Genomic DNA, 19,441 nt, shown 5'->3' on the forward strand with positions numbered 1-19,441 from the left:
GGGCCCGGCTTCGCGACGGCCCGACGCCCCCTGAGTTGCCAGGAGGCCACCCTCCGCGTTCTCCAACGGGATACACCCGAGACAGGCCGCACACCCCGAGGCCCGCCTAAGACCGCCGCCCGCCCGCGATGGCGATGGCCCCGCGAGGCGGGTCCGAAGCGCGTACAGAAGCAAGGAGAAGAGGTGTACGCCTCGGCCCTCCCGGCGGACGCCGCCCCGCCCGCCCCCACCGCAAAGACGGTGGCTAGACTCGCGCGGCGCAACGCGGCCGCCCCCTCCGGGTGAGGACCGCCCGGTTCGGGGGAGGGTTGAGGGCGGAGGCCGACCCACCGGGCCAGCCCCCTAGGATTGGGGGGAAATTTCGTCCGTTTTCTAGTCTTGTTAAATTGCTCCACCGATGTAACCTTTGGTGGCGATTCGTCCTACCATCGGTGGTCTAGGCCACCAACATGGCCCTGCCAGCAGGGACGCTCTGGTTACCCGTCAGTAGAGATGCGTTTTCTACGACTAGCGACCAGGATGGAAGGCGACCCAGACCAGACTTCAGTCATTCTCGGAAGGCGAGACCCAGTGGCTTCCGGACGCCAGCGATTCTCGATCATCAGCGACGGCCTACCCAGCCAACTGCCTGATGTCGACCCCAGTGAGACCAACGAGTGGCTCGAGTCTCTCGACAATGTCGTCAAGACCGAAGGCCGCACCAGAGCCCGCTACCTCATGCTCCGCATGCTGGAACGGGCCCGCGAGCACCAGGTCGGCGTGCCGGGCCTGCGCAGCACCGACTACATCAACACGATCCCGCCGGAGCGCGAGCCCTGGTTCCCGGGCGACGAGCACGTCGAGCGGCGCATCCGCGCCTACATCCGGTGGAACGCCGCGGTCATGGTGTCGCGGGCCAACGCCCGCACGAACGTGGGCGGCCACATCGCCACCTACGCCTCGGCGGCCTCGCTCTACGAGGTGGGCTTCAATCACTTCTTCCGCGGCAAGGACCACGGCGAGTCGGGCGACCAGGTGTTCTTCCAGGGCCACGCCGCGCCGGGCATCTACGCCCGCGCCTTCCTGGAGGGCCGCCTCAACGAGGCCCAGCTCGACGCGTTCCGGCAGGAGCTGTCGCACGGCTTCCGGGGCCTGCCCTCCTACCCGCACCCGCGGCTCATGCCCGACTTCTGGGAGTTCCCGACGGTCTCCATGGGCCTCGGCCCGATCGGCGCGATCTACCAGGCGCGGTTCAACCGCTACCTGCTCAACCGCGAGCTCAAGGACACCTCGCGCAGCCACGTGTGGGCCTTCCTCGGCGACGGCGAGATGGACGAGCCCGAGTCGCTCGGCGCGATCGGCCTGGCCGCCCGCGAGGAGCTGGACAACCTCACGTTCGTCATCAACTGCAACCTGCAGCGGCTCGACGGCCCGGTACGCGGCAACGGCAAGATCATCCAGGAGCTGGAGTCGTACTTCCGCGGCGCCGGCTGGAACGTGATCAAGGTCGTGTGGGGCCGCGACTGGGACCCGCTGCTCGCGGCCGACGTCGACGGCGTGCTGGTCAACCAGATGAACACGACGCCCGACGGCCAGTTCCAGACCTACTCGGTCGAGACCGGCGGCTACATCCGCGACCACTTCTTCGGCGGCGACCCGCGCCTGCGCAAGATGGTCGAGCACCTGTCCGACGACGACATCCGCAAGCTGTCGCGCGGCGGCCACGACTACCGCAAGGTCTACGCGGCCTTCAAGGCGGCCCGTGAGCACGTCGGCCAGCCGACGGTGATCCTCGCCCAGACCATCAAGGGCTGGACGCTGGGCAAGGACTTCGAGGCGCGCAACGCCACCCACCAGATGAAGAAGCTCACCAAGGCCGAGCTGAAGGAGTTCCGCGACCGGCTCTACCTGCCGATCCCGGACTCGGCCCTGGAGGGCGAGCTGCCCCCGTACTTCCACCCGGGCGAGAACGACCCCGAGATCCAGTACATGAAGGAGCGCCGCGCGGCGCTCGGCGGTGTGCTGCCCAAGCGGGTCATGCGCGCCAAGCCGGTCAAGCTGCCCGGCGACGACGTCTACAGCCAGTTCCGCAAGGGCTCGGGCAAGCAGCAGGTCGCCACGACCATGGCGTTCGTTCGCCTGCTGAAGGACCTCATGCGCGACAAGGAGATCGGCCACCGGTTCGTGCCGATCATCCCCGACGAGGCCCGCACGTTCGGTCTCGACGCCATGTTCCCGACGGCCAAGATCTACTCGCCCCACGGGCAGACGTACGAGGCGGTCGACAGGGAGCTGCTGCTGTCGTACAAGGAGGCCGTGCAGGGGCAGATCCTGCACGAGGGCATCAGCGAGTCGGGCTCGATGGCCTCGACCATCGCGGCCGGCACCTCCTACGCCACGCACGGCGAGCACATGATCCCGGTCTACATCTTCTACTCGATGTTCGGGTGGCAGCGCACCGGCGACCAGATGTGGCAGATGGGCGACCAGATGGGCCGCGGCTTCCTGCTCGGCGCCACCGCCGGCCGCACCACGCTCAACGGCGAGGGCCTGCAGCACGAAGACGGCCACACGCCGCTCATCGCCTCGACGAACCCGGCCGCGGTCTCCTACGACCCGTCCTGGGCCTTCGAGGTCGCCCACATCGTCAAGGACGGCCTGCGCCGCATGTACGGCGAGCAGCCCGAGGACGTCTTCTACTACCTGACCGTCTACAACGAGCCCTACCTGCAGCCCGCGCAGCCGGCCGACCTCGACGTCGAGGGCCTGCTCAAGGGCCTGTACAGGTTCGCCGAGGGCCCGCAGACGCAGGGGCCGAAGGCCAACATCCTGGCCTCGGGCGTGGCGGGTCCGTGGGCCATGGAGGCCCAGCGCCTGCTGGCCGAGGAGTGGGGCGTGTCCGCCGACGTGTGGTCGGCGACGTCGTGGTCGGAGCTGCGGCGCGACGCGCTGGCGTGCGAGGAGCACAACCTGCTCAACCCCGACGCCGAGCAGCGCGTCCCGTACGTGACGCAGGCGCTCTCGCAGGCCGGCGGCCCGTTCGTGGGCGTCAGCGACTACATGAAGGCGGTCCAGGACCAGATCGCGCAGTGGGTGCCGGGTGACTGGTCCTCGCTGGGCACCGACGGGTTCGGCCTGTCCGACACCCGCTCGGCGCTGCGTCGCCACTTCCACGTGGACGCCGCCTCGATCACGCTGGCCGTGCTCACCCGGCTGGTCAAGCGGGGCGAGCTCGACGGCGAGGTGCTGCGCGAGGCCATCGCCCGCTACCACCTGAAGAACGGCGTCACCGAAGCCGGCGGCGCGGAGAGCAACGACACCCAGTCGATGGGCGTCTGAGTCATCCGGAAGGCGCGCTCCCGCGAACTGTTTCTCGCGGGAGCGCCGTCATGTCCGGGCCTCCGCTCCGTCCGACGGATGAGGCGGCACGTCCAGGAGGGGTACGTGCCGCCTCACCCAGGTTCGACGCGAGGTCCCGTATCGTGGGCACTACTTCCCCCGAAGACACGAAGGGGAATGTTCGTATGCGACGCGTCCTAGCCGCCGCCCTGCTCGTAACGGCCGCGGGCTGCGCGAGTGCACCCGCAGAGCCCGCCACCGACGGGCCCGCCGCCGACACCGACAAGATCGCGTGGGGGCCGTGCACCGACATCAAGCGCCCGGACGGCGAGCCACCGGCACAGCAGGACGCCTCGGTGCGCTGCGGGAAGCTGGCGGTGCCCCTCGACTACTCCCGCCCCGACGGCGACAAGCTGGAGCTGGCGCTCATCAAGCTGTCGGCCACCGATCCCAAGAAGCGGCTCGGCTCGATGGTGTTCAACTTCGGCGGGCCGGGCGCCTCCGGCGTGGACACCCTCGACCAGGCCGCCAAGGTGCTCACCACTCTGCGCGCCCACTACGACCTGGTCAGCTTCGACCCGCGCGGCGTCGAGCGCAGCGCGGGCGTGCGCTGCGGCGACAGCGCGCAGATGGACCGGTTCGTCTCCCTGGACACGCTGCCCACCAACGCGCAGACCCGCCAGGAGAGCCAGGACGCCAACAAGGAGTTCGCCCAGCTCTGCCAGCAGCACTCCGGCAAGGTCCTCCCCTACGTCGGCACCGTCAACGCCGCCCGTGACATGGACCGCATCCGCGCCGCCGTCGGCGACCCCAAGCTCAACTACGTCGGCATGTCGTACGGCACCCAGCTCGGCGCCGTCTACGCCACCCAGTTCCCCAAGAACGTGGGCCGGATGCTGCTCGACGCGCCGCTCGACCCGACGGTCACCTTCGAGCAGCGCACGCTGACCCAGACCCGCGGCTTCCAGCAGGCGTACGAGAGCTTCCTGCGCAGCTGCGTCAAGGGCGGCTGCGAGGTCGGCAAGGACGTGACCGCCGCGAACGCCAACGTCGAGAACCTGATGAACCAGCTCACCACCAAGCCGCTGAAGGTGGACGGCCGCCAGCTCACCCAGGGCCTGGCCTCCACCGGCGTGGCCGCCGCCCTGTACTCCGAGCTGACCTGGCCGTTCCTGGAGAAGGCGCTCGGCGAGGCGCTGAAGGGCCACGGCGAGGCGCTGATGTACCTGGCCGACTCCTACACCGGACGCTCGGAGGACGGCACCTACTCCACGCAGATGACCAGCTTCCCGGCCATCACCTGCGTGGACACCGCCGAGCGGCCCAGCGAGGCCGAGCTGCGGCGCACCGAGGCGGCGGCGCTGCGGATCTCGCCGCTGTTCGGCAGCGAGGGCTCGGGCGGGCTGTGCCGGGTGTGGCCGGCCATGGGCAGCAACGAGGCGCGGCACGTCAACGCCACCGGGTCGGCGCCGATCCTGGTCGTGGGCGGCAAGGGCGACCCCGCCACGCCGTACCAGTGGGCGCCGCGGCTGACGGCCCAGCTCAGGACCGCGCGGCTGGTGACGTACGAGGGCGAGGGGCACGGGGCGTACCTGTCGGGCAGCAAGTGCGTGCAGGGGCTGGTGGACGCGTACCTGGTGGAGGGCAAGCTGCCCGCCAAGGGCGCGACCTGCCCGGCGGCCTAGTGTGTGACGGGTGACCGACAACGACACCTTCATCGCCCGGATCGAGGGCGAAGCCGCGCGGCTGGCGGCGCTGGCGACCGATCTGTCCGTCCCGGTGCCGACATGCCCGGGATGGACGATCGGCGATCTCGTCACGCATGTCGGCCGGACCCACCGCTGGGCGGCGTACGTGCTGCGCGACCGGGTCCAGGAGCGCGTCTGGTCGCGTGAGGTGCCCAGCGGCCTGGCCGAGGGCGCGCACGGCGACGCCGCCTGGCTCATGGAGGGCGCCGCCGCCCTCCTGGACGTGCTGCGCACCACCGACCCGGACCTCGCGGTGTGGACGTGGGGCCCGGACCGGCGGGCCGGATGGTGGGCGCCCAGGATGCTCTTCGAGCTGGTGATCCACCGGGCCGACGCCGAGCTCGCACTCGGCCTCGACCCGGAGATCCCGGCGGCGACCGCCGTGGACGGCATCGAGGAGTTCCTGCACAACCTGCCGTACGCGACCTGGGTGACCGGGTCGCTGGCCGGGCTCGGCGCGGAAGGGGCCACGATCCACCTCCACGCGAGCGACCTCGACGGCGAGTGGACCATCACGCAGGGCCCCGACGGGGCGGTCAGCTGCGCACGCGGCCACACCAAGGGCGACGCCGCCGTACGCGGCCCGGCGAGCGAGCTGCTCCTGCTGCTCTACGGTCGGCGGCCCCCGCGGTCGCCGGCCGTCTTCGGCGACCACGACCTGCTGACCCGCTGGCTGGCGACCGCCGCCTTCTGACGCGAGCCCCTGCCGGGGGAAGGGGCCCTGGACGCGCCGCCGCTCGGCGATCGGCGGCGTGTCCAGGGCGGGTGAACCGCTTCCAGGCGGGACGTCCCGCGTCGCGCGCCCCGGTTCGGCGGGGAAGGTGCTTCCCCGGGGGCGCGATCGCGGCGAGGTCCCGCGAGCTCCGGCGGCGTCCGCCGCCGGAGGGCTCACCTGCGGTGGAAGACTCCGAACAGGCTCCCCGAGACGTCACGCAGATAGGCGAAGTCGGTGCCCGCGCCGTCGTCGATCACCTTCATCTCGACCTTGCCGCCGAGCGCCTCGCTCTTGGCGCACGCGGCCTCGACGTCGGCGACCTGCACGTGGAAGACCGCGTGGGCGGGGAAGTCGCCCTTGTTGTTGAACAGCCCGCCGCCGGGCCGCTCGCCGCCCGGGTAGCCGATCATGCGGTAGTCGAGCGGGCCGTCGTCGTCGCGGCCGAACGACCAGCCGAACAGCTCGCCGTAGAACCGTTCGGCGCCTTCGGGGTCGTCGGTCGCGATCTCGAACCAGGTCACCGTGTTGTCCATCATCGTCTCCTCGTCTTTCGAACAAGACAACGATGTATCGCTATGGCGACAACCCTATGTCGGTGTTTTCGCATGATTAATCGAGCATGGTTCCGCGGACCACCATCTCCGGCACGTCGGGGGCGAACCCTTCGAGCGGCCGCTCGGGGCAGCGCTCGACGGTGACGACGGCCGCGGCGATACGGTCGAGCCGGAAGACGCGGACGTCCTCCCGCAACCGGCACCACGCCACGAGGTACCAGAAGCCGCCGCGCCCGCCCAGGAACACCCCCGGCTCGACGTCGCGCGAGGTGAGCGCGCCCTTGGCGTCGGCGTAGTCGAGCCTGAGCACGCGGCGCCGCAGCAGCGCCTCCTCGATGGCCCTGGAGATGCCCTCGGCGCCGAGCGGCCGGCTCGGCGAGCCGGGCTCGGGCGGCTCGCTGACGAGCTGCACCCGCCGCGCCAGCTCCCTGGCCAGATCGCCCTCGGGCCCCGGCATGGCCGAGACCACCTTGCGTAACGCGCTGCGGGCCTGGCGGCCGAACGGCTGGTCGCCGGCCTGGCTGAGGGCCACCGCGATGGCCACCGCCTCGGCCGGGGTGAAGTTGAGCGGGGGCAGCGACATCTTTTTGTCGAGGGCGTAGCCGCCCCTGCGACCGGGCTCGGCGTAGATCGGCACCCCGGACCCCTGCAACGCGGTGATGTCGCGCTCGATGGTCCGCACGCTGACCTCGAACCGCTCGGCGAGCTCGCGGGCGGAGCGGCAGCGTGGCGCGATGGCGCGCAGGTCCTCGACGAGCGCATAGAGCCGGTCGGTACGGTTCACAGCCGGAACGCTACGCGCCGCCACCGACAATCACCGGCCCCGCGCGGCCCCCGCGACAACGACCTGGCTCGGCCGCCACCCAGGGCTCACCCCGCCGTCCACTCCAGCAGCCGGTCCAGGGGCCAGGTGTTGACGATCCGTGCGGCCTCGATCCCGCACCGGGCCGCCCGCTCGCAGCCGAAGCGCTGCCAGTCGAGCTGCCCGGGCGCGTGCGCGTCGGAGTCGATCGAGAACACGCACCCCGTCTCGTACGCCAGCCGCATCAGCCGCTTGGGCGGGTCGAGCCGGTCGGGCCTGGAGTTGATCTCCACGGCGACCCCGAACCGCCGGCACGCCTCGAAGACCAGCTCGGCGTCGAACTCCGACTCCGGCCTCTTGACCCCGCGCTCGCCGCCCGCCCGCACGACCCGCCCCGTGCAGTGGCCGAGGACGTCGACCAGGGGGTTCGCGACGGCGGTGACCATGCGGCGGGTCATCTCCTCGCGGTCCATGCGCAGCTTGGAGTGGACGCTGGCCACGACCACGTCGAGCCGTGCGAGCAGCGCCGGGTCCTGGTCGAGCGAGCCGTCGAGGTGGACGTCGACCTCGATGCCGGTCAGGATCCGGAAGGGCGCCAGCCGCTCGTTGAGCCCGGCCACCACGTCGAGCTGCCGCTCCAGCCGCTCGGCCGACAGTCCCTTGGCCACGGTCAGGCGCGGCGAGTGGTCGGTCAGCGCCCAGTACTCGTGCCCGAGCCCCCTGGCGGCCTCGGCCATCTCCTCGATCGGCGAGCCGCCGTCGGACCAGTCGGAGTGGCTGTGCAGGTCGCCCTTCAGCGCCTCGCGCAGGGCCGCGGTCTCGGCGTCGAGCTCGACGCCCTCGGTGGCCCGCAACCTACGCAAATACGTCGGAACCTGACCGTCGAGCGCTTCGTTGATCACGAGGGCGGTGACCTTGCCGATGCCGGGGAGGTCGCCCAGCCCGCCGGCTCCGGCCAGCCGCGCGAGCTCGCCTTCCGGCAGGTCGTCCACGACCGCGGCCGCGCGGCGGAACGCGCGGACCCGATAGGTGGGCTCACCTGCGCGTTCGAGCAGGAAGGCGATCTCGCGCAGGGCCTGGACCGGTTCCATGAGTCATACATACCCGAGCGGACGACGACCGGCATTGAACAGGGGCGAAGCGCACCGATAGGCTGATTCGCCCAGGAAAGCAGGAACCACATGGCACAACCGCCGCGCATGCCGGCTCCCCCACCCCCGCGCAAGTCGTCCAAGGCCGTCCCACTGACCATTCTCGGGGTCCTGTCGGTGATGCTGGTGGGCTACTGCGCGGCGACCCAGGACGACGACGACGTCACCGCCGACTGCGTGGTGCAGCTGGAGGACGGCACGTACGAGGTCGTCGACGACGACTACTGCGACGACGACGGCGGCAGCGGCGGGTCCCACTACTACGCCGGTTCGCGCGGCGCGTACATGTGGTACTACGGCGGCCGCCGGGTCGGCAACCGCATGCAGGGCGGCACCACGTACCGGCCGTCCGACGTGAACATCTCCAGCCGCAGCGGCAAGTCGATCCAGCGCGGCGGCTTCGGCAACAGCTGGGGCGGCGGGAGCTGACGTGCGCCGCGAGCATGGCATCGCCCGTCCTGGCTGGGAGAAGACGATCGAGAGCCAGGGCCTGGCCTACCACCGGGTGGCCCACCCCGAGGGCCTGAGCAGGCCCTACTGGGACGAGTCGGTCCACTACGTCCTGTCCCTGGAGGAGGTGGAGTCGTTGGAGGAGCAGGTCGAGGAGCTGCACGGCATGTGCCTGCGGGCCGTCGAGCACGTCGTCTCGACCGGCCGCTACGCCGACTTCGCCGTCCCCGAGTGGGCCAGGGACGCCGTGGCCCGCTCCTGGGAGCGCCGCGACCCCCACCTGTACGGCCGCTTCGACCTGCGCTACGACGGCACCGGCCCGGCCCGGCTGCTGGAGTACAACGCCGACACGCCGACGTCGCTGGTGGAGTCGTCGGTGATCCAGTGGTTCTGGCTGCAGGACGTCCACCCCGGCGACGACCAGTGGAACTCCCTGCACGAGCGGCTCATCGAGCGCTGGCGCGAGCTGCCGCTGCCGCCCGGCCCCACGCACTTCGCCTTCACCAACGCCGACGAGACGGGCGAGGAGGCCATGACGGTCGCCTACCTGCAGGAGACCGCCGAGCAGGCGGGCCGGCGGACGGTCGCCGTCGCCATGGAGGACATCGGCTGGGACGAGCTCAACCGCCGTTTCGTCGACGCGGGGGAGGAGGTGATCCGCTCGGCGTTCAAGCTCTACCCCTGGGAGTGGATGCTCGCCGACGACTTCGGCCGGCACGCGGTGCGCCACTCCACCTGGATCGAGCCGCTGTGGAAGGCGCTGCTGTCGAACAAGGCGCTGCTCGCCGTGTTGTGGGAGCTCTACCCCGGCCATCCCAACCTGCTGCCCGCCTACCTCGACGGGCCGCGCGAGCTGACCTCCTACATCGCCAAGCCGCTGCTGGGCAGGGAGGGCGCCTCGATGCGCATCGTCACCCCCGACGGCACCCAGGAGACCCCGGGCCGTTACGGCCGGGAAGGCTACGTCTTCCAGGGGTTCGAGGCCCTGCCCGCGTTCGAGGGCCAGCGGCCGGTGCTCGGCGCCTGGATGGTCGCCGACGAGGCCGCCGGGCTCGGCATCAGGGAGACCACCGGCCTGATCACCGACGACACCTCCTCTTTCGTCCCTCATCGCATCGCGAACTGAAGCACCCCCGTGATTGGAAATGACGTGACCCTTCTCGAAGTCCTGGCCCGCGGCGCCGGCGCGATCGCCGCGTACGCGGCCGTCGGCGTGATCCTGTTGATCGTCGGCTTCTACGTGATCGACTGGGCCACGCCCGGCAAGCTGAGCGAGATCATCCGCAACCAGCGCAACGCGAACGCGACGCTGCTCACCACGTCCGCGCTGGCGGCGATCGGGCTCATCGTGGCCGCGTCCATCTGGTCCTCCGGCGGCCGGCTGATCGAAGGGCTCGCGGGCACGGCCGTGTTCGGGCTGGTCGGCATCGTGGTGCAGACGGTGGCGATGCTGGTGTTCGACAAGGTCGTCGGGATCTCCGTACGCGAGCTGGTGAAGGAGCCGGAGCTGCAGCCCGGCGCGCGCCTGCTGGCGGTCACCCACGTGGCGATCGGCCTGATCACGGCGGTTGCGGTCATCTGAAACACCACCGTTCCGGTCATCGGAACCGACCTGGCACTCTAGGAGGCGTGACAGACCGGACCCGGGAGGACACCACGCGAAGGCTCGAGCGCGCCATGGGCGCGCTCGGCACGGCGGCGATGGCCCGCATGGACGATCAGCTCCCCTGGTTCCGGGCGCTCAGCGCCGAGGACCGCTCGTGGGTGGGCCTGGTCGCCCAGGCCGGCATCGCCGCGTTCGTGGAGTGGTTCCAGCACGCCGGCGAGAACCGGCCGACGCCCAGCATCGAGTTCTTCGGCACGGCCCCGCGTGAGCTCAAGCGCTCGATCTCGCTCCAGCAGACGGTCGACATCGTCCGGATCGTGGTCGAGGTGGTCGAGGCCCAGACCGACGAGCTGGCCGCGCCGGGCGGCGAGGACCAGCTCCAGCAGGCCATGCTGCGCTACACCCGCGACGTGGCCTTCGCCGCCGCGCACGTCTACGCCCGCGAGGCCGAGGCCCGCGGCTCCTGGGACGCCAGGCTGGAGGCGCTGATCGTCGACGCGCTGGTGCGCGGCGAGGTCGACGACGGCCTCCACTCCTGGGCCGCCGCCCTCGGCTGGACCTCCTCCCCCGTCGTCGTGATCGCCGGGCACGCCCCCGACGACGACCCGCGCGCGGTCATCGACGGCCTGCGCGACAAGGGCCGCCGCATCGGCATGGACCTGCTGGCCGGCGTGCAGGCCGACCGGCTGATCGTGATCGTGGGCGGCGCCGACAGCGTCCACGACGCGGCCCGGCAGGTCGTGGCGCGCTTCGGCGTGGGCCCGATCGTCATCGGTCCGGAGGTGCCCGACCTGCACGCCGCCGCGCGGTCGGCGCGGGCCGCGCTGGCCGGGCTGAAGGCGTCCGCGGGCTGGCCGGACGCCCCCAGGCCGGTGCACGCCGAGGACCTGCTGGCCGAACGCGCCCTCGACGGCGACGCCGACGCCAGGGAGCAGCTCATCGAGAACGTCTACCTGCCGTTGGCCGGCACACCCCTGCTCGATACGCTGGCCACCTACCTCGAACAGGGCACCTCCCTGGAGGCGACGGCGCGGCTGCTGTTCGTGCACCCGAACACGGTCCGCTACCGTCTGAAGAAGATCACCGAGCTCACGGGCTACCAGCCCACCGAGGGCAGGTCGGCCTTCACGCTGCAGGTCGGTCTCATCCTGGGCCGGCTTTCCGAAGGCGCCGCGGCATGGCGGGCCCTAACGTAACATTCCCGAAATCTTCACTGTAGGGTTCCTACAAAGCACCCGGGACAAAGTTCGTACGGATCTCCATCCGCGTGTCGAAGTTCTACAGGGCATGGTGGTTTTTGTGCTTGTACTCGTCGCTCCGGGCCAAGGCGCCCAAACCCCAGGCTTCCTGACCCCCTGGCTTGAGTTGCCCGGTCTGGCCGACAGACTCGGCGCCTGGTCGGAGGTCGCCGGGATCGACCTGGTGGCCTACGGCACCACCGCCGACGCCGACGAGATCCGCGACACCGCCGTGGCCCAGCCGCTGCTGGTGGCCGCCGCGCTGGCCGCCGCCGAGGCGCTGGGGGCCTCCCCCGACGTGCTGGCCGGCCACAGCGTGGGCGAGTTCGCCGCGGCCGCGCTGGCCGGGGTGCTCACCTCCGAGCAGGCCCTGGGCCTGGTCCGCGAGCGCGCCCAGGCCATGGCCAAGGCCGCCGCCGTCACCGAGACCGGCATGACCGCCGTGCTCGGCGGCGTGGAGGCCGACGTGCTGGCCGCGATCGAGCGTCACGGGCTGACCCCGGCCAACATCAACGGCGCCGGCCAGATCGTGGCGGGCGGCACGCTGGAGCAGCTCGCCGCCTTCAAGGACGACGCGCCCGCCCGTGCCAGGCTCATCCCGCTCAAGGTGGCCGGCGCGTTCCACACCGGTCACATGGCCCCCGCCGTCGACGCCCTGCGCGAGGCGGCCTGGAACGTCGTGCCCGGCGACCCGCAGGTCACGCTGCTGTCCAACGCCGACGGCCGGCCCGCCGCCGGCGGCGCCGAGTTCGTCCAGCGGCTCATCTCGCAGATCAGCAGCCCCGTCCGCTGGGACCTGTGCATGGCGACGATGGCCGAGCTGGGCGTGACCAAGATGATCGAGCTGCTGCCCGGCGGCACGCTGACGGGGCTCGCCAAGCGCGGCCTGCGCGGCGTCGAGACCGTGGCGCTGAAGACACCCGACGACCTCGACGCGGCCAGGGAGCTGATCAAGTGAGGATCCCCGACATCGCCCCCGGCGCCCGGATTCTGGCCCTCGGCCATTACCAGCCGGACAACGTCGTCACCAACGACGACCTGGCCAAGACCATGGACACCAACGACGAGTGGATCCAGTCCCGCGTCGGGATCAAGGAGCGCCGGGTCGCCTCGGCCACCGAGTCCGTCGAGGACATGGCGGTCCAGGCCGGCGGCAAGGCGCTGGCCGCCAGCGGCCTGACCCCCGACGAGATCGACCTGGTGATCGTGGCCACCTGCACGCTGGAGACGCAGATCCCCAACGCCGCGGCCGTCGTGGCCCACCGGCTGGGCATCAAGTCCCCGGGCGCCTTCGACGTCAACGCCGCCTGCGCCGGCTTCTGCTACGCGCTGGCCACCGCCAGCGCCGCCGTCCGCGGCGGCGCGGCCAGGAATGTGCTGGTCGTCGGCTCGGAGAAGCTGTCGCACTGGGTCGACTGGACCGACCGGTCCACGGCCGTGATCTTCGCCGACGGCGCCGGCGCCGCGGTGGTCGGCCCGACCGACACGCCCGGCATCGGCCCGGTCGTCTGGGGCAGCGCCGGCGACAAGTCCGAGGCCATCTCCATCGCCGACCGGACGAAGTTCCTCTCCCAGGAGGGCCAGACGGTCTTCCGCTGGGCCACCGCGCTGCACCCGGTGGCCCTGGAGGCGTGCGCCCGCGCCGGGGTCGACCCCTCGGAGCTTGCGGCGTTCGTCCCCCACCAGGCCAACCTGCGCATCATCGAGGCCATCGCGCGCAAGCTCGGTGCCGACAAGGCCGTCATCGGCCGCGACATCGTCACCGCGGGCAACACGTCGGCGGCCTCCATCCCGCTCGCGCTCTCGCGGATGCTGGAGCGCGGCGAGGTCCGCTCAGGCGACCTCGCGCTCATCCTCGGCTTCGGCGCCGGTCTGACCTATGCGGGCCAAGTGATCGAGATTCCGTAGGATCCGGTACGGCTCCCGCCGTACCTCAGCTCGTACGGCGGACGCCGTACAGAAACCAGAAAATGAAGGAGAAGTAGCGACATGGCTGCCACCGAGCAGGAGATCCTCGCGGGCCTCGGCAAGATCATCAACGAGATCACCGGCATTCCGGCCGGCGAGGTGACCCCCGAGAAGAGCTTCGTCGACGACCTCGACATCGACTCCCTGTCCATGGTCGAGATCGCCGTGGCCGCTCAGGACGAGTTCGGCGTCGAGATCCCCGACGACCAGCTGAAGAACCTGAAGACGGTCAAGGACGTCCTCAACTTCATCCAGGCCTGACACCCAGCAGTTCTGACCAGTAAGGAGCGCGAAAACGTGAGTGCGAACCGGGTACGTGTCGTCGTCACCGGGCTCGGCGCGACGACGCCCGTCGGTGGAGACGTCACCTCGACCTGGACGGCGCTCCTCGCCGGTCAGTCGGGTGTGGAGACCCTCACCACGGAGTGGATCGACTCCGTCCCCGTGCGGTTCGCGGGGACGGCGGCGGTCGACCCCACCGAGGTGCTGCCCCGCCCCGAGTCCCGCCGTCTCGACCGCAGCGAGCAGTTCGCCCTGGTCGCCGCCAGGGAGGCCTGGCAGGACGCCGGCGCCCCCGAGGTGGCCCCCGAGCGGCTGGGCGTCGTGGTCTCCAGCGGCATCGGCGGCATCAGCACCACCCTGACCGCCTACGACACGTGGAAGGAGCGCGGCTGGAACCGGCTGTCGCCCTTCACCGTGCCGATGCTCATGCCCAACGGCCCGGCCGCCTGGATCGGCATCGACCTGGGCGCCCAGGCGGGCGTGCACGCCACCGTCTCCGCCTGCGCCTCCGGCGCCGAGGCGATCGGCTACGCCATGGACATGATCCGGCTCGGCCGCGCCGACGTGGTGGTCGCCGGCGGCACCGAGGCCGCCATCCACGGCCTCAACATCGCCGCCTTCGCCGCCGCGCGGGCGATGTCCACCCGCAACGACGACCCGCAGGGCGCCTCCCGGCCGTGGGACCGCGACCGTGACGGGTTCGTGCTCGGCGAGGGCGCCGGCATCGTGGTGCTGGAGTCCGAGGAGCACGCCAAGGCGCGCGGCGCGCGCATCTACGCCTACGCCTCCGGCGTCGGCTACTCGGCCGACGCCCACCACATCACCCAGCCCGAGCCCGAGGGCCGCGGCATCATCATGGCGATGACGCAGGCGCTGACCGACGCCGAGATCACCGGCCTCGACGTCAAGCACGTCAACGCGCACGCCACCTCCACCCCGGCGGGCGACGTCGGCGAGGTGCAGGCCGTGGCCAAGGCCATCGGCACCCACCCGCTGGTCACCTCGACCAAGTCCATGACCGGTCACCTGCTCGGCGGCGCCGGCGGCATCGAGTCCGTCTTCACGATCAAGGCGCTGCAGGAGCGGATCGTCCCGGCCACCATCAACCTCGACAACCTCGACGACGGCATCGAGGTCGACATCGTCCACGGCGCGAACCGCTCGCTGCCGCAGGGCGACATCGCCGCGGTCAACAACTCCTTCGGGTTCGGCGGGCACAACGTGACCGTCGTCTTCAAGGGGGCTTGATGACCGTACTGGACAGCCGGGTGGTGGGTGAAGGCTCCGGCCAGGAGCCCGCCGACCCCCGCGATCCAGTCGTCCGCCTGGCAGCGCTGCTCGACGAGGGCTCGCTGCGGCTCATCACCCCGCAGGACAACAGCGGCGTCCTGGCCGCCATGGGCAGGATCGAGGGCGTGCCCGTCGCCGCCTTCTGCAGCGACGCGCGCTTCCAGGGCGGCGCGATGGGCAGCGAGGGCTGCGAGCACATCGTGCACGCCTACGACGTGGCCGTCCGCGAGCGGGTGCCGGTCATCGGCATCTGGCACTCCGGCGGCGCCCGGCTCGCCGAAGGCGTCGAGTCGCTGCACGCCGTCGGCCGGGTGTTCGCGGCCATGACCAAGGCGTCGGGCGTCGTGCCGCAGATCTCGGTGGTCGTCGGCCCGGCGGCCGGCGGCGCCGCCTACGGCCCCGCGCTCACCGACCTGGTGATCCTGGCCGACACCGGCCGCATCTTCGTGACCGGCCCCGACGTCGTGCGCAGCGTCACCGGCGAGAACGTCGACAGCGAGGCGCTGGGCGGCCCCGAGCCGCACAGCAGGCGCAGCGGCGTCGTGCACGTCGTCACCAGGACCGAGGCCGAGGCCTACCTCCAGGCGCGCCGGCTCGCCACGCTGCTGGGCCACCAGGGCCGGGTGCGGCCCGGCGCGGTCGAGGAGGTCGACTTCTCCTCGCTGCTGCCGGAGTCCGCGCGCCGGGCCTACGACGTCAAGCCGCTGGTCAACGGCCTGCTCGACGAGGCCGGCGTCGAACTGCACGCCAAATGGGCGCCCAACGTCGTCACGTCCCTGGGCCGTCTCGGCGGCCGGACGGTCGGCGTCGTCGCCAACAACCCGTTGCGGCTGGGCGGCTGCCTCGACGCCACGTCCGCCGAGAAAGCCGCCCGCTTCGTACGTATGTGTGACGCCTTCGGAGTGCCGTTGGTTGTCCTCGTGGACGTACCCGGTTACCTGCCGGGCGTCGGCCAGGAGCACGACGGCGTGGTCCGGCGCGGCGCCAAGCTGCTGCACGCCTTCGCCGAGGCGTCGGTGCCCCGGGTCACCGTGGTCACGCGCAAGGCGTACGGCGGGGCGTACATCGCGATGAACTCGCGGGCGCTGGGCGCCACCAAGGTGTTCGCCTGGCCGACCACCCAGGTGGCGGTCATGGGAGCGGTGGCGGCGGTGCGCGTGCTCAAGCGGCGCGAGCTCGCCGCCGCGCCCGAGGAGGAGCGGCCGGCGCTGGAGCAGCGGCTCGCCGAGGAGCACGAGCAGCTCGCCGGCGGCCTGGCCCGCGCCCAGGAGCTGGGCGTCATCGACGAGGTGATCAAGCCCGCCGAGACGCGCGGCGCCATCGCCAAGGTGCTCGCCCAGGCCACCCCGGCCAGGGGCGCCCACGGCAACATCCCGCTGTAGAGACCAGTTCCACGCGAAAGGCCCCGCACCGCGACCCGGTGCGGGGCCTTTCCGTTGTTCGAGAAGCCGGACGGCTCCCGGGCATGACGTGCCTGCCGCGGGCCGCGCCCGGCAGGCGCTCGGCGGGAGGTGGGACGGGTCAGACGGCGGCGTGCAGCCAGCGGACGGGAGCGCCGTCGCCGGCGTACCTGAAGGGCTCCAGCTCTTCGTCCCACGGCCGGCCGAGCAGCTTGTCGAGCTCGTCCTCCAGCACGCACCGGCCCTGGGCGGCCATCATCATGGCGGCACGCAGGCGGTCTTCGGGGATCATGATGTCCCCGGCCGCGCCGATGACCGCCGTGAAGGCGCCGAGCGTCGGCGTGTAGGCGTGTCTGGAGCCGTCGACGCCGGGCGAGGGATCCTCGGTGATCTCGAATCTCAGGCGCTGCCAGCCCATGAGGGAAGAGGCGATGGCCGCCGCGATGCCGGCGCGGCCCTCCCACTCCGCCTGCGCGCGCACGACGTTCGGCGCGGCTGGTTGCGGTGTCCACGTCAGATCAACGGGCACGCCGAGGACACCCGCGACTGCCCATTCGATGTGAGGGCACAGCGCGGGCTGAGCCGAGTGGACGTAAAGCACGCCACGAGCAGACACCGGACCTCCCGTTTCGGTACGAGGTGCGCCTTCCCCAACGGCCTCGCCCCGGGATGATCACAAGTGACTAGGGGAAGACTACCGTCGGTCGCCATCGGACACCAGAGGGGGGCCATACCAAGTTGGTGCGGGCGTGTCACGTGACAGTTGTGGCGGGCGGGGAAACAACCGGCTCATGGACATGCAATCTGTCGGCGAGGCGTTCATCCGGCCAGGTCAGGTGCTGGTCGACCGGGGCGCGGTGTCGGCCGCCGCCCGCTGGACGCAGGCGGTCTCCGAGGCCGACGGGGTCACCGTCCTGCACCTGTCGGCCCGGGTGGACCCGTGCGAGATCACCGCCGAGCTTCGTGACCGGGGCTTCCGGGCCTCGCCCAACCACGTGCTCACCGGCCAGCCGCTGTTCTTCGGCGGACCGGCGTCCCGGCCGTTCCCCACGCCGCCCATATCCTTCAGGCCGGCCAGGTCGCGTTCGGACGTGGTCGTGGCCCTGCTCGACACCGGCGTGGCCAAGCACCCGTGGTGGTCGGGCAGCGACTGGTACGCCAGGCTCGGCCCGGAGAGCGCCGACGCGGCCCAGGGGGCGCAGGCCGGGCACGGCACGTTCGTCGCCGGCCTGCTGGCCCGCCGGGCACCGGGCGCCAGGCTGCGGGTCCGCCGGGTGCTCGACGGCGACGGCCTGGGCGACGAGGCGACCGTGGTGCGCACCCTCCACCGCATGCGCGAGGACCCGCCCCAGGTGCTCAACCTCTCCTTCGGCTGCCACTCCTTCGACGACCGGCCGCCGCCCCTGCTGGCCGACGCCATCGGCGCGCTGAAGGACACGGTGACGGTGGCCTGCGCCGGCAACACCGCCTCCGACCGGCCGTTCTGGCCCGCCGCCCTGCCGTGCGCGGTCGGCGTGGCGGCCCTCGACGCCGCCCAGGAGCGTCGCGCGCCCTTCTCCGGGTACGGCACCTGGGTCGACGCCTGCGCCCGCGGCGACTGGCTGACCAGCAGTTTCCTGGACACCGGCGAGTTCGGCGGCTACGCGGCCTGGAGCGGCACGTCGTTCGCCACCGCGCTGGTGTCGGGGGCCGTGGCCGACGCCGCCCGGCGCGAACCGGCCAAGGAAGCGGTCGAACGACTGCTCGACCCCCGGCAGTCCCGGCAAATTCCCGATCTGGGAGTTCTCGTACCCACGAGTCTGTAGAGTTTACGCTCAGTCCTCGGCCAATCACGGGGAGGCAGGATGACCTCCCCGTGCGGGACGAAAGGAGGCCGCATGAGCGACTTGCGCGATCCGGCGGAGCTGCTCCGCGACGCGGCCGACGGCGACCGATCCGCCTGGGACGAGATGGAGTCCCGGTTCGGCCCGCGCATGTGGGCGCTGGCCCGCTCGTGCGGGCTGGGCGAGGCCGACGCCGCCGACGCGGTCCAGGGCGCCTGGCTGCGGCTGCTCCAGCACATGCACGACATCCGCGACCCCTCGCGGGTGGGCGGCTGGCTGATGACCACCACCCGCCGCGAGGCGCTCCTGCTGCTCCGGAAGGAGCCGTCGGGCCTGCTGGTCGCCGATCCGGAGGGCAGGCCCACCTTCGGGGCCGTCGAGGAGCCCGATCCCGCGTCCGCCGTGCTGGAGGCCGACGGCAGGCGGCTGCTGTGGAAGTCGGTCTCCGCCCTGCAGGAACCCTGCCGCACTCTGCTGCAGCTGGTCGCGACCGATCTGGGAAACCAGCAGATGGCGATGCGGCTCGGGTTGCCCGTGGGCAGCGTGGGGCCGACCAGGGCCCGCTGCCTGGAGAAACTGCGCACTCTGCTCTCACTACAGGAGACAGCGCAATGATCAACGACGAGTACTTCCTGGCGGCGCTCCGGCTGGCCGCCGGCATGGATCCGATGCCCGGGCACGTGTCGGCCGCCGCGCGTGACATCTACGGGCTGCGCGTCCCCCAGGCGGTGACCGCCAACCCCGCCGACCACGGCGGTGGCCGCGCGGCGCGGTCCGGTGCGCCCGACCGCGACGACGGCTCGCATCTGGTGCGGTTCGTCACCGACGGTCTCACCTTCGACCTGGAGGTGACCGTGGGCGACGGACTGATCGACGTCGCCGGGCAGATCTTTCCCGATCCCGGGGAGGGCGCCGCCATCGACGTGCGTACCCCCCACCTGACGCTCACCCGGCAGGTCGCCCAGGACGGCCGGTTCGCCGCCACCGGGCTGCCGCCCGGGTGGCTGAGCATCGTGTGCCACCGTCCCGGTCATGCCCCCGTCCAGACCAGGTGGGTGCGCATCCGGCCGTGACGCCGCCGCCCACGCAGTACGCC

At 71.6% G+C, this 19,441-nt stretch carries 19 protein-coding genes; 15 read left to right on the forward strand and 4 right to left on the reverse strand.

Annotated features, from left to right (window positions below):
- The first annotated feature begins 519 nt into the window (after positions 1 to 519).
- From aceE to AB0J46_RS10330, 3 genes are all read left to right on the forward strand, one after another.
- The gene (gene aceE / locus AB0J46_RS10320; protein WP_364329113.1) at positions 520 to 3,318 is read left to right on the forward strand and encodes a pyruvate dehydrogenase (acetyl-transferring), homodimeric type; all 2,799 of its coding nucleotides are present in this window, start codon (positions 520 to 522) and stop codon (positions 3,316 to 3,318) included.
- Positions 3,319 to 3,503: 185 nt separating this feature from the next.
- Positions 3,504 to 5,003 (forward strand): alpha/beta fold hydrolase, encoded by a 1,500-nt coding sequence (locus AB0J46_RS10325; protein ID WP_364329116.1) that lies wholly within the window; start codon positions 3,504 to 3,506, stop codon positions 5,001 to 5,003.
- Positions 5,004 to 5,013: 10 nt separating this feature from the next.
- The gene (locus AB0J46_RS10330) at positions 5,014 to 5,760 is read left to right on the forward strand and encodes a maleylpyruvate isomerase family mycothiol-dependent enzyme (RefSeq protein WP_364329119.1); all 747 of its coding nucleotides are present in this window, start codon (positions 5,014 to 5,016) and stop codon (positions 5,758 to 5,760) included.
- Between the two features lie 194 nt (positions 5,761 to 5,954).
- Here the strand turns inward: AB0J46_RS10330 and AB0J46_RS10335 are convergent, their stop codons facing one another.
- The 3 genes from AB0J46_RS10335 to AB0J46_RS10345 form a co-directional block, all read right to left on the reverse strand.
- Entirely contained in the window at positions 5,955 to 6,317 is a 363-nt protein-coding gene (locus AB0J46_RS10335; protein ID WP_364329122.1) for a VOC family protein, read from the reverse strand.
- A gap of 73 nt (positions 6,318 to 6,390) precedes the next feature.
- On the reverse strand, positions 6,391 to 7,119 hold the full coding sequence (locus tag AB0J46_RS10340) for a YafY family protein (RefSeq protein ID WP_352357678.1): 729 nt from the start codon (positions 7,117 to 7,119) through the stop codon (positions 6,391 to 6,393).
- 86 nt (positions 7,120 to 7,205) lie between these two features.
- Positions 7,206 to 8,228 (reverse strand): PHP domain-containing protein, encoded by a 1,023-nt coding sequence (locus AB0J46_RS10345; protein ID WP_364329125.1) that lies wholly within the window; start codon positions 8,226 to 8,228, stop codon positions 7,206 to 7,208.
- Positions 8,229 to 8,318: 90 nt separating this feature from the next.
- On the opposite strand from AB0J46_RS10345, the gene AB0J46_RS10350 reads away from it, so the two are divergent.
- The 9 genes from AB0J46_RS10350 (at position 8,319) to AB0J46_RS10390 (ending at position 16,504) form a co-directional block, all read left to right on the forward strand.
- Entirely contained in the window at positions 8,319 to 8,717 is a 399-nt protein-coding gene (locus AB0J46_RS10350) for a hypothetical protein (protein ID WP_364329128.1), read from the forward strand.
- 1 nt (position 8,718) lies between these two features.
- Positions 8,719 to 9,864 (forward strand): glutathionylspermidine synthase family protein, encoded by a 1,146-nt coding sequence (locus AB0J46_RS10355; RefSeq protein ID WP_364329131.1) that lies wholly within the window; start codon positions 8,719 to 8,721, stop codon positions 9,862 to 9,864.
- A gap of 24 nt (positions 9,865 to 9,888) precedes the next feature.
- A complete protein-coding gene (locus AB0J46_RS10360; protein WP_364329134.1) occupies positions 9,889 to 10,320 on the forward strand; it encodes a DUF350 domain-containing protein in 432 nt (143 codons plus the stop codon).
- A 95-nt stretch (positions 10,321 to 10,415) separates the two neighbouring features.
- The gene (locus AB0J46_RS10365) at positions 10,416 to 11,540 is read left to right on the forward strand and encodes a helix-turn-helix domain-containing protein (protein WP_352358034.1); all 1,125 of its coding nucleotides are present in this window, start codon (positions 10,416 to 10,418) and stop codon (positions 11,538 to 11,540) included.
- A 103-nt stretch (positions 11,541 to 11,643) separates the two neighbouring features.
- Positions 11,644 to 12,540, forward strand: coding sequence for an ACP S-malonyltransferase (locus AB0J46_RS10370; RefSeq protein WP_364329137.1), 897 nt, complete (start codon positions 11,644 to 11,646; stop codon positions 12,538 to 12,540).
- A complete protein-coding gene (locus tag AB0J46_RS10375; protein WP_364329140.1) occupies positions 12,537 to 13,490 on the forward strand; it encodes a beta-ketoacyl-ACP synthase III in 954 nt (317 codons plus the stop codon). The genes AB0J46_RS10370 and AB0J46_RS10375 overlap by 4 nt, the downstream gene beginning before the upstream one ends.
- An 81-nt stretch (positions 13,491 to 13,571) precedes the next feature.
- Positions 13,572 to 13,811, forward strand: a complete 240-nt coding sequence (locus AB0J46_RS10380) for an acyl carrier protein (RefSeq protein ID WP_125639869.1) — start codon at positions 13,572 to 13,574, stop codon at positions 13,809 to 13,811.
- Positions 13,812 to 13,847: 36 nt separating this feature from the next.
- Positions 13,848 to 15,080 (forward strand): beta-ketoacyl-ACP synthase II, encoded by a 1,233-nt coding sequence (gene fabF, locus AB0J46_RS10385; RefSeq protein WP_358284293.1) that lies wholly within the window; start codon positions 13,848 to 13,850, stop codon positions 15,078 to 15,080.
- A complete protein-coding gene (locus tag AB0J46_RS10390) occupies positions 15,080 to 16,504 on the forward strand; it encodes a carboxyl transferase domain-containing protein (protein ID WP_364329144.1) in 1,425 nt (474 codons plus the stop codon). Before fabF ends, AB0J46_RS10390 begins: the two co-directional genes overlap by 1 nt.
- A gap of 139 nt (positions 16,505 to 16,643) precedes the next feature.
- Here AB0J46_RS10390 and AB0J46_RS10395 read toward each other — a convergent pair whose 3' ends face one another.
- Positions 16,644 to 17,138 carry a DUF3145 domain-containing protein gene (locus tag AB0J46_RS10395; RefSeq protein WP_352323642.1) on the reverse strand — a complete coding sequence of 165 codons (495 nt, stop codon included), beginning with the start codon at positions 17,136 to 17,138 and terminating at the stop codon, positions 16,644 to 16,646.
- Between the two features lie 175 nt (positions 17,139 to 17,313).
- Here AB0J46_RS10395 and AB0J46_RS10400 point away from each other — a divergent pair, with 175 nt between their 5' ends.
- The 3 genes from AB0J46_RS10400 to AB0J46_RS10410 all read left to right on the forward strand — a co-directional run bounded on the left by AB0J46_RS10400 (position 17,314) and on the right by AB0J46_RS10410 (position 19,418).
- Positions 17,314 to 18,327: a S8 family serine peptidase gene (locus AB0J46_RS10400; protein ID WP_364329147.1), complete on the forward strand. Its 1,014-nt coding sequence runs from the start codon at positions 17,314 to 17,316 to the stop codon at positions 18,325 to 18,327.
- A gap of 72 nt (positions 18,328 to 18,399) precedes the next feature.
- Positions 18,400 to 18,960, forward strand: a complete 561-nt coding sequence (locus tag AB0J46_RS10405; protein WP_352357697.1) for a sigma-70 family RNA polymerase sigma factor — start codon at positions 18,400 to 18,402, stop codon at positions 18,958 to 18,960.
- Positions 18,957 to 19,418 (forward strand): hypothetical protein, encoded by a 462-nt coding sequence (locus tag AB0J46_RS10410; RefSeq protein WP_352323638.1) that lies wholly within the window; start codon positions 18,957 to 18,959, stop codon positions 19,416 to 19,418. Before AB0J46_RS10405 ends, AB0J46_RS10410 begins: the two co-directional genes overlap by 4 nt.
- The last annotated feature ends 23 nt before the right edge of the window (positions 19,419 to 19,441 follow it).

The sequence above is a fragment of the Nonomuraea sp. NPDC049758 genome (assembly GCF_040674635.1).
In the GTDB taxonomy this organism is placed as follows: Bacteria; Actinomycetota; Actinomycetes; order Streptosporangiales; family Streptosporangiaceae; genus Nonomuraea.

What these genes read in the sequence shown, in the direction of transcription:
- AB0J46_RS10365 (WP_352358034.1), top strand. Translation starts at nt 10,416, where the DNA reads ATGGGCGCGCTCGGCACGGCGGCGATGGCCCGCATGGACGATCAGCTC.
- AB0J46_RS10350 (WP_364329128.1), top strand. Translation starts at nt 8,319, where the DNA reads ATGGCACAACCGCCGCGCATGCCGGCTCCCCCACCCCCGCGCAAGTCG.
- AB0J46_RS10325 (WP_364329116.1), top strand. Translation starts at nt 3,504, where the DNA reads ATGCGACGCGTCCTAGCCGCCGCCCTGCTCGTAACGGCCGCGGGCTGC.
- AB0J46_RS10335 (WP_364329122.1), bottom strand. Translation starts at nt 6,317, where the DNA reads ATGATGGACAACACGGTGACCTGGTTCGAGATCGCGACCGACGACCCC.
- AB0J46_RS10345 (WP_364329125.1), bottom strand. Translation starts at nt 8,228, where the DNA reads ATGGAACCGGTCCAGGCCCTGCGCGAGATCGCCTTCCTGCTCGAACGC.
- AB0J46_RS10410 (WP_352323638.1), top strand. Translation starts at nt 18,957, where the DNA reads ATGATCAACGACGAGTACTTCCTGGCGGCGCTCCGGCTGGCCGCCGGC.
- AB0J46_RS10405 (WP_352357697.1), top strand. Translation starts at nt 18,400, where the DNA reads ATGAGCGACTTGCGCGATCCGGCGGAGCTGCTCCGCGACGCGGCCGAC.
- AB0J46_RS10380 (WP_125639869.1), top strand. Translation starts at nt 13,572, where the DNA reads ATGGCTGCCACCGAGCAGGAGATCCTCGCGGGCCTCGGCAAGATCATC.
- AB0J46_RS10390 (WP_364329144.1), top strand. Translation starts at nt 15,080, where the DNA reads ATGACCGTACTGGACAGCCGGGTGGTGGGTGAAGGCTCCGGCCAGGAG.
- aceE (WP_364329113.1), top strand. Translation starts at nt 520, where the DNA reads ATGGAAGGCGACCCAGACCAGACTTCAGTCATTCTCGGAAGGCGAGAC.
- AB0J46_RS10400 (WP_364329147.1), top strand. Translation starts at nt 17,314, where the DNA reads ATGGACATGCAATCTGTCGGCGAGGCGTTCATCCGGCCAGGTCAGGTG.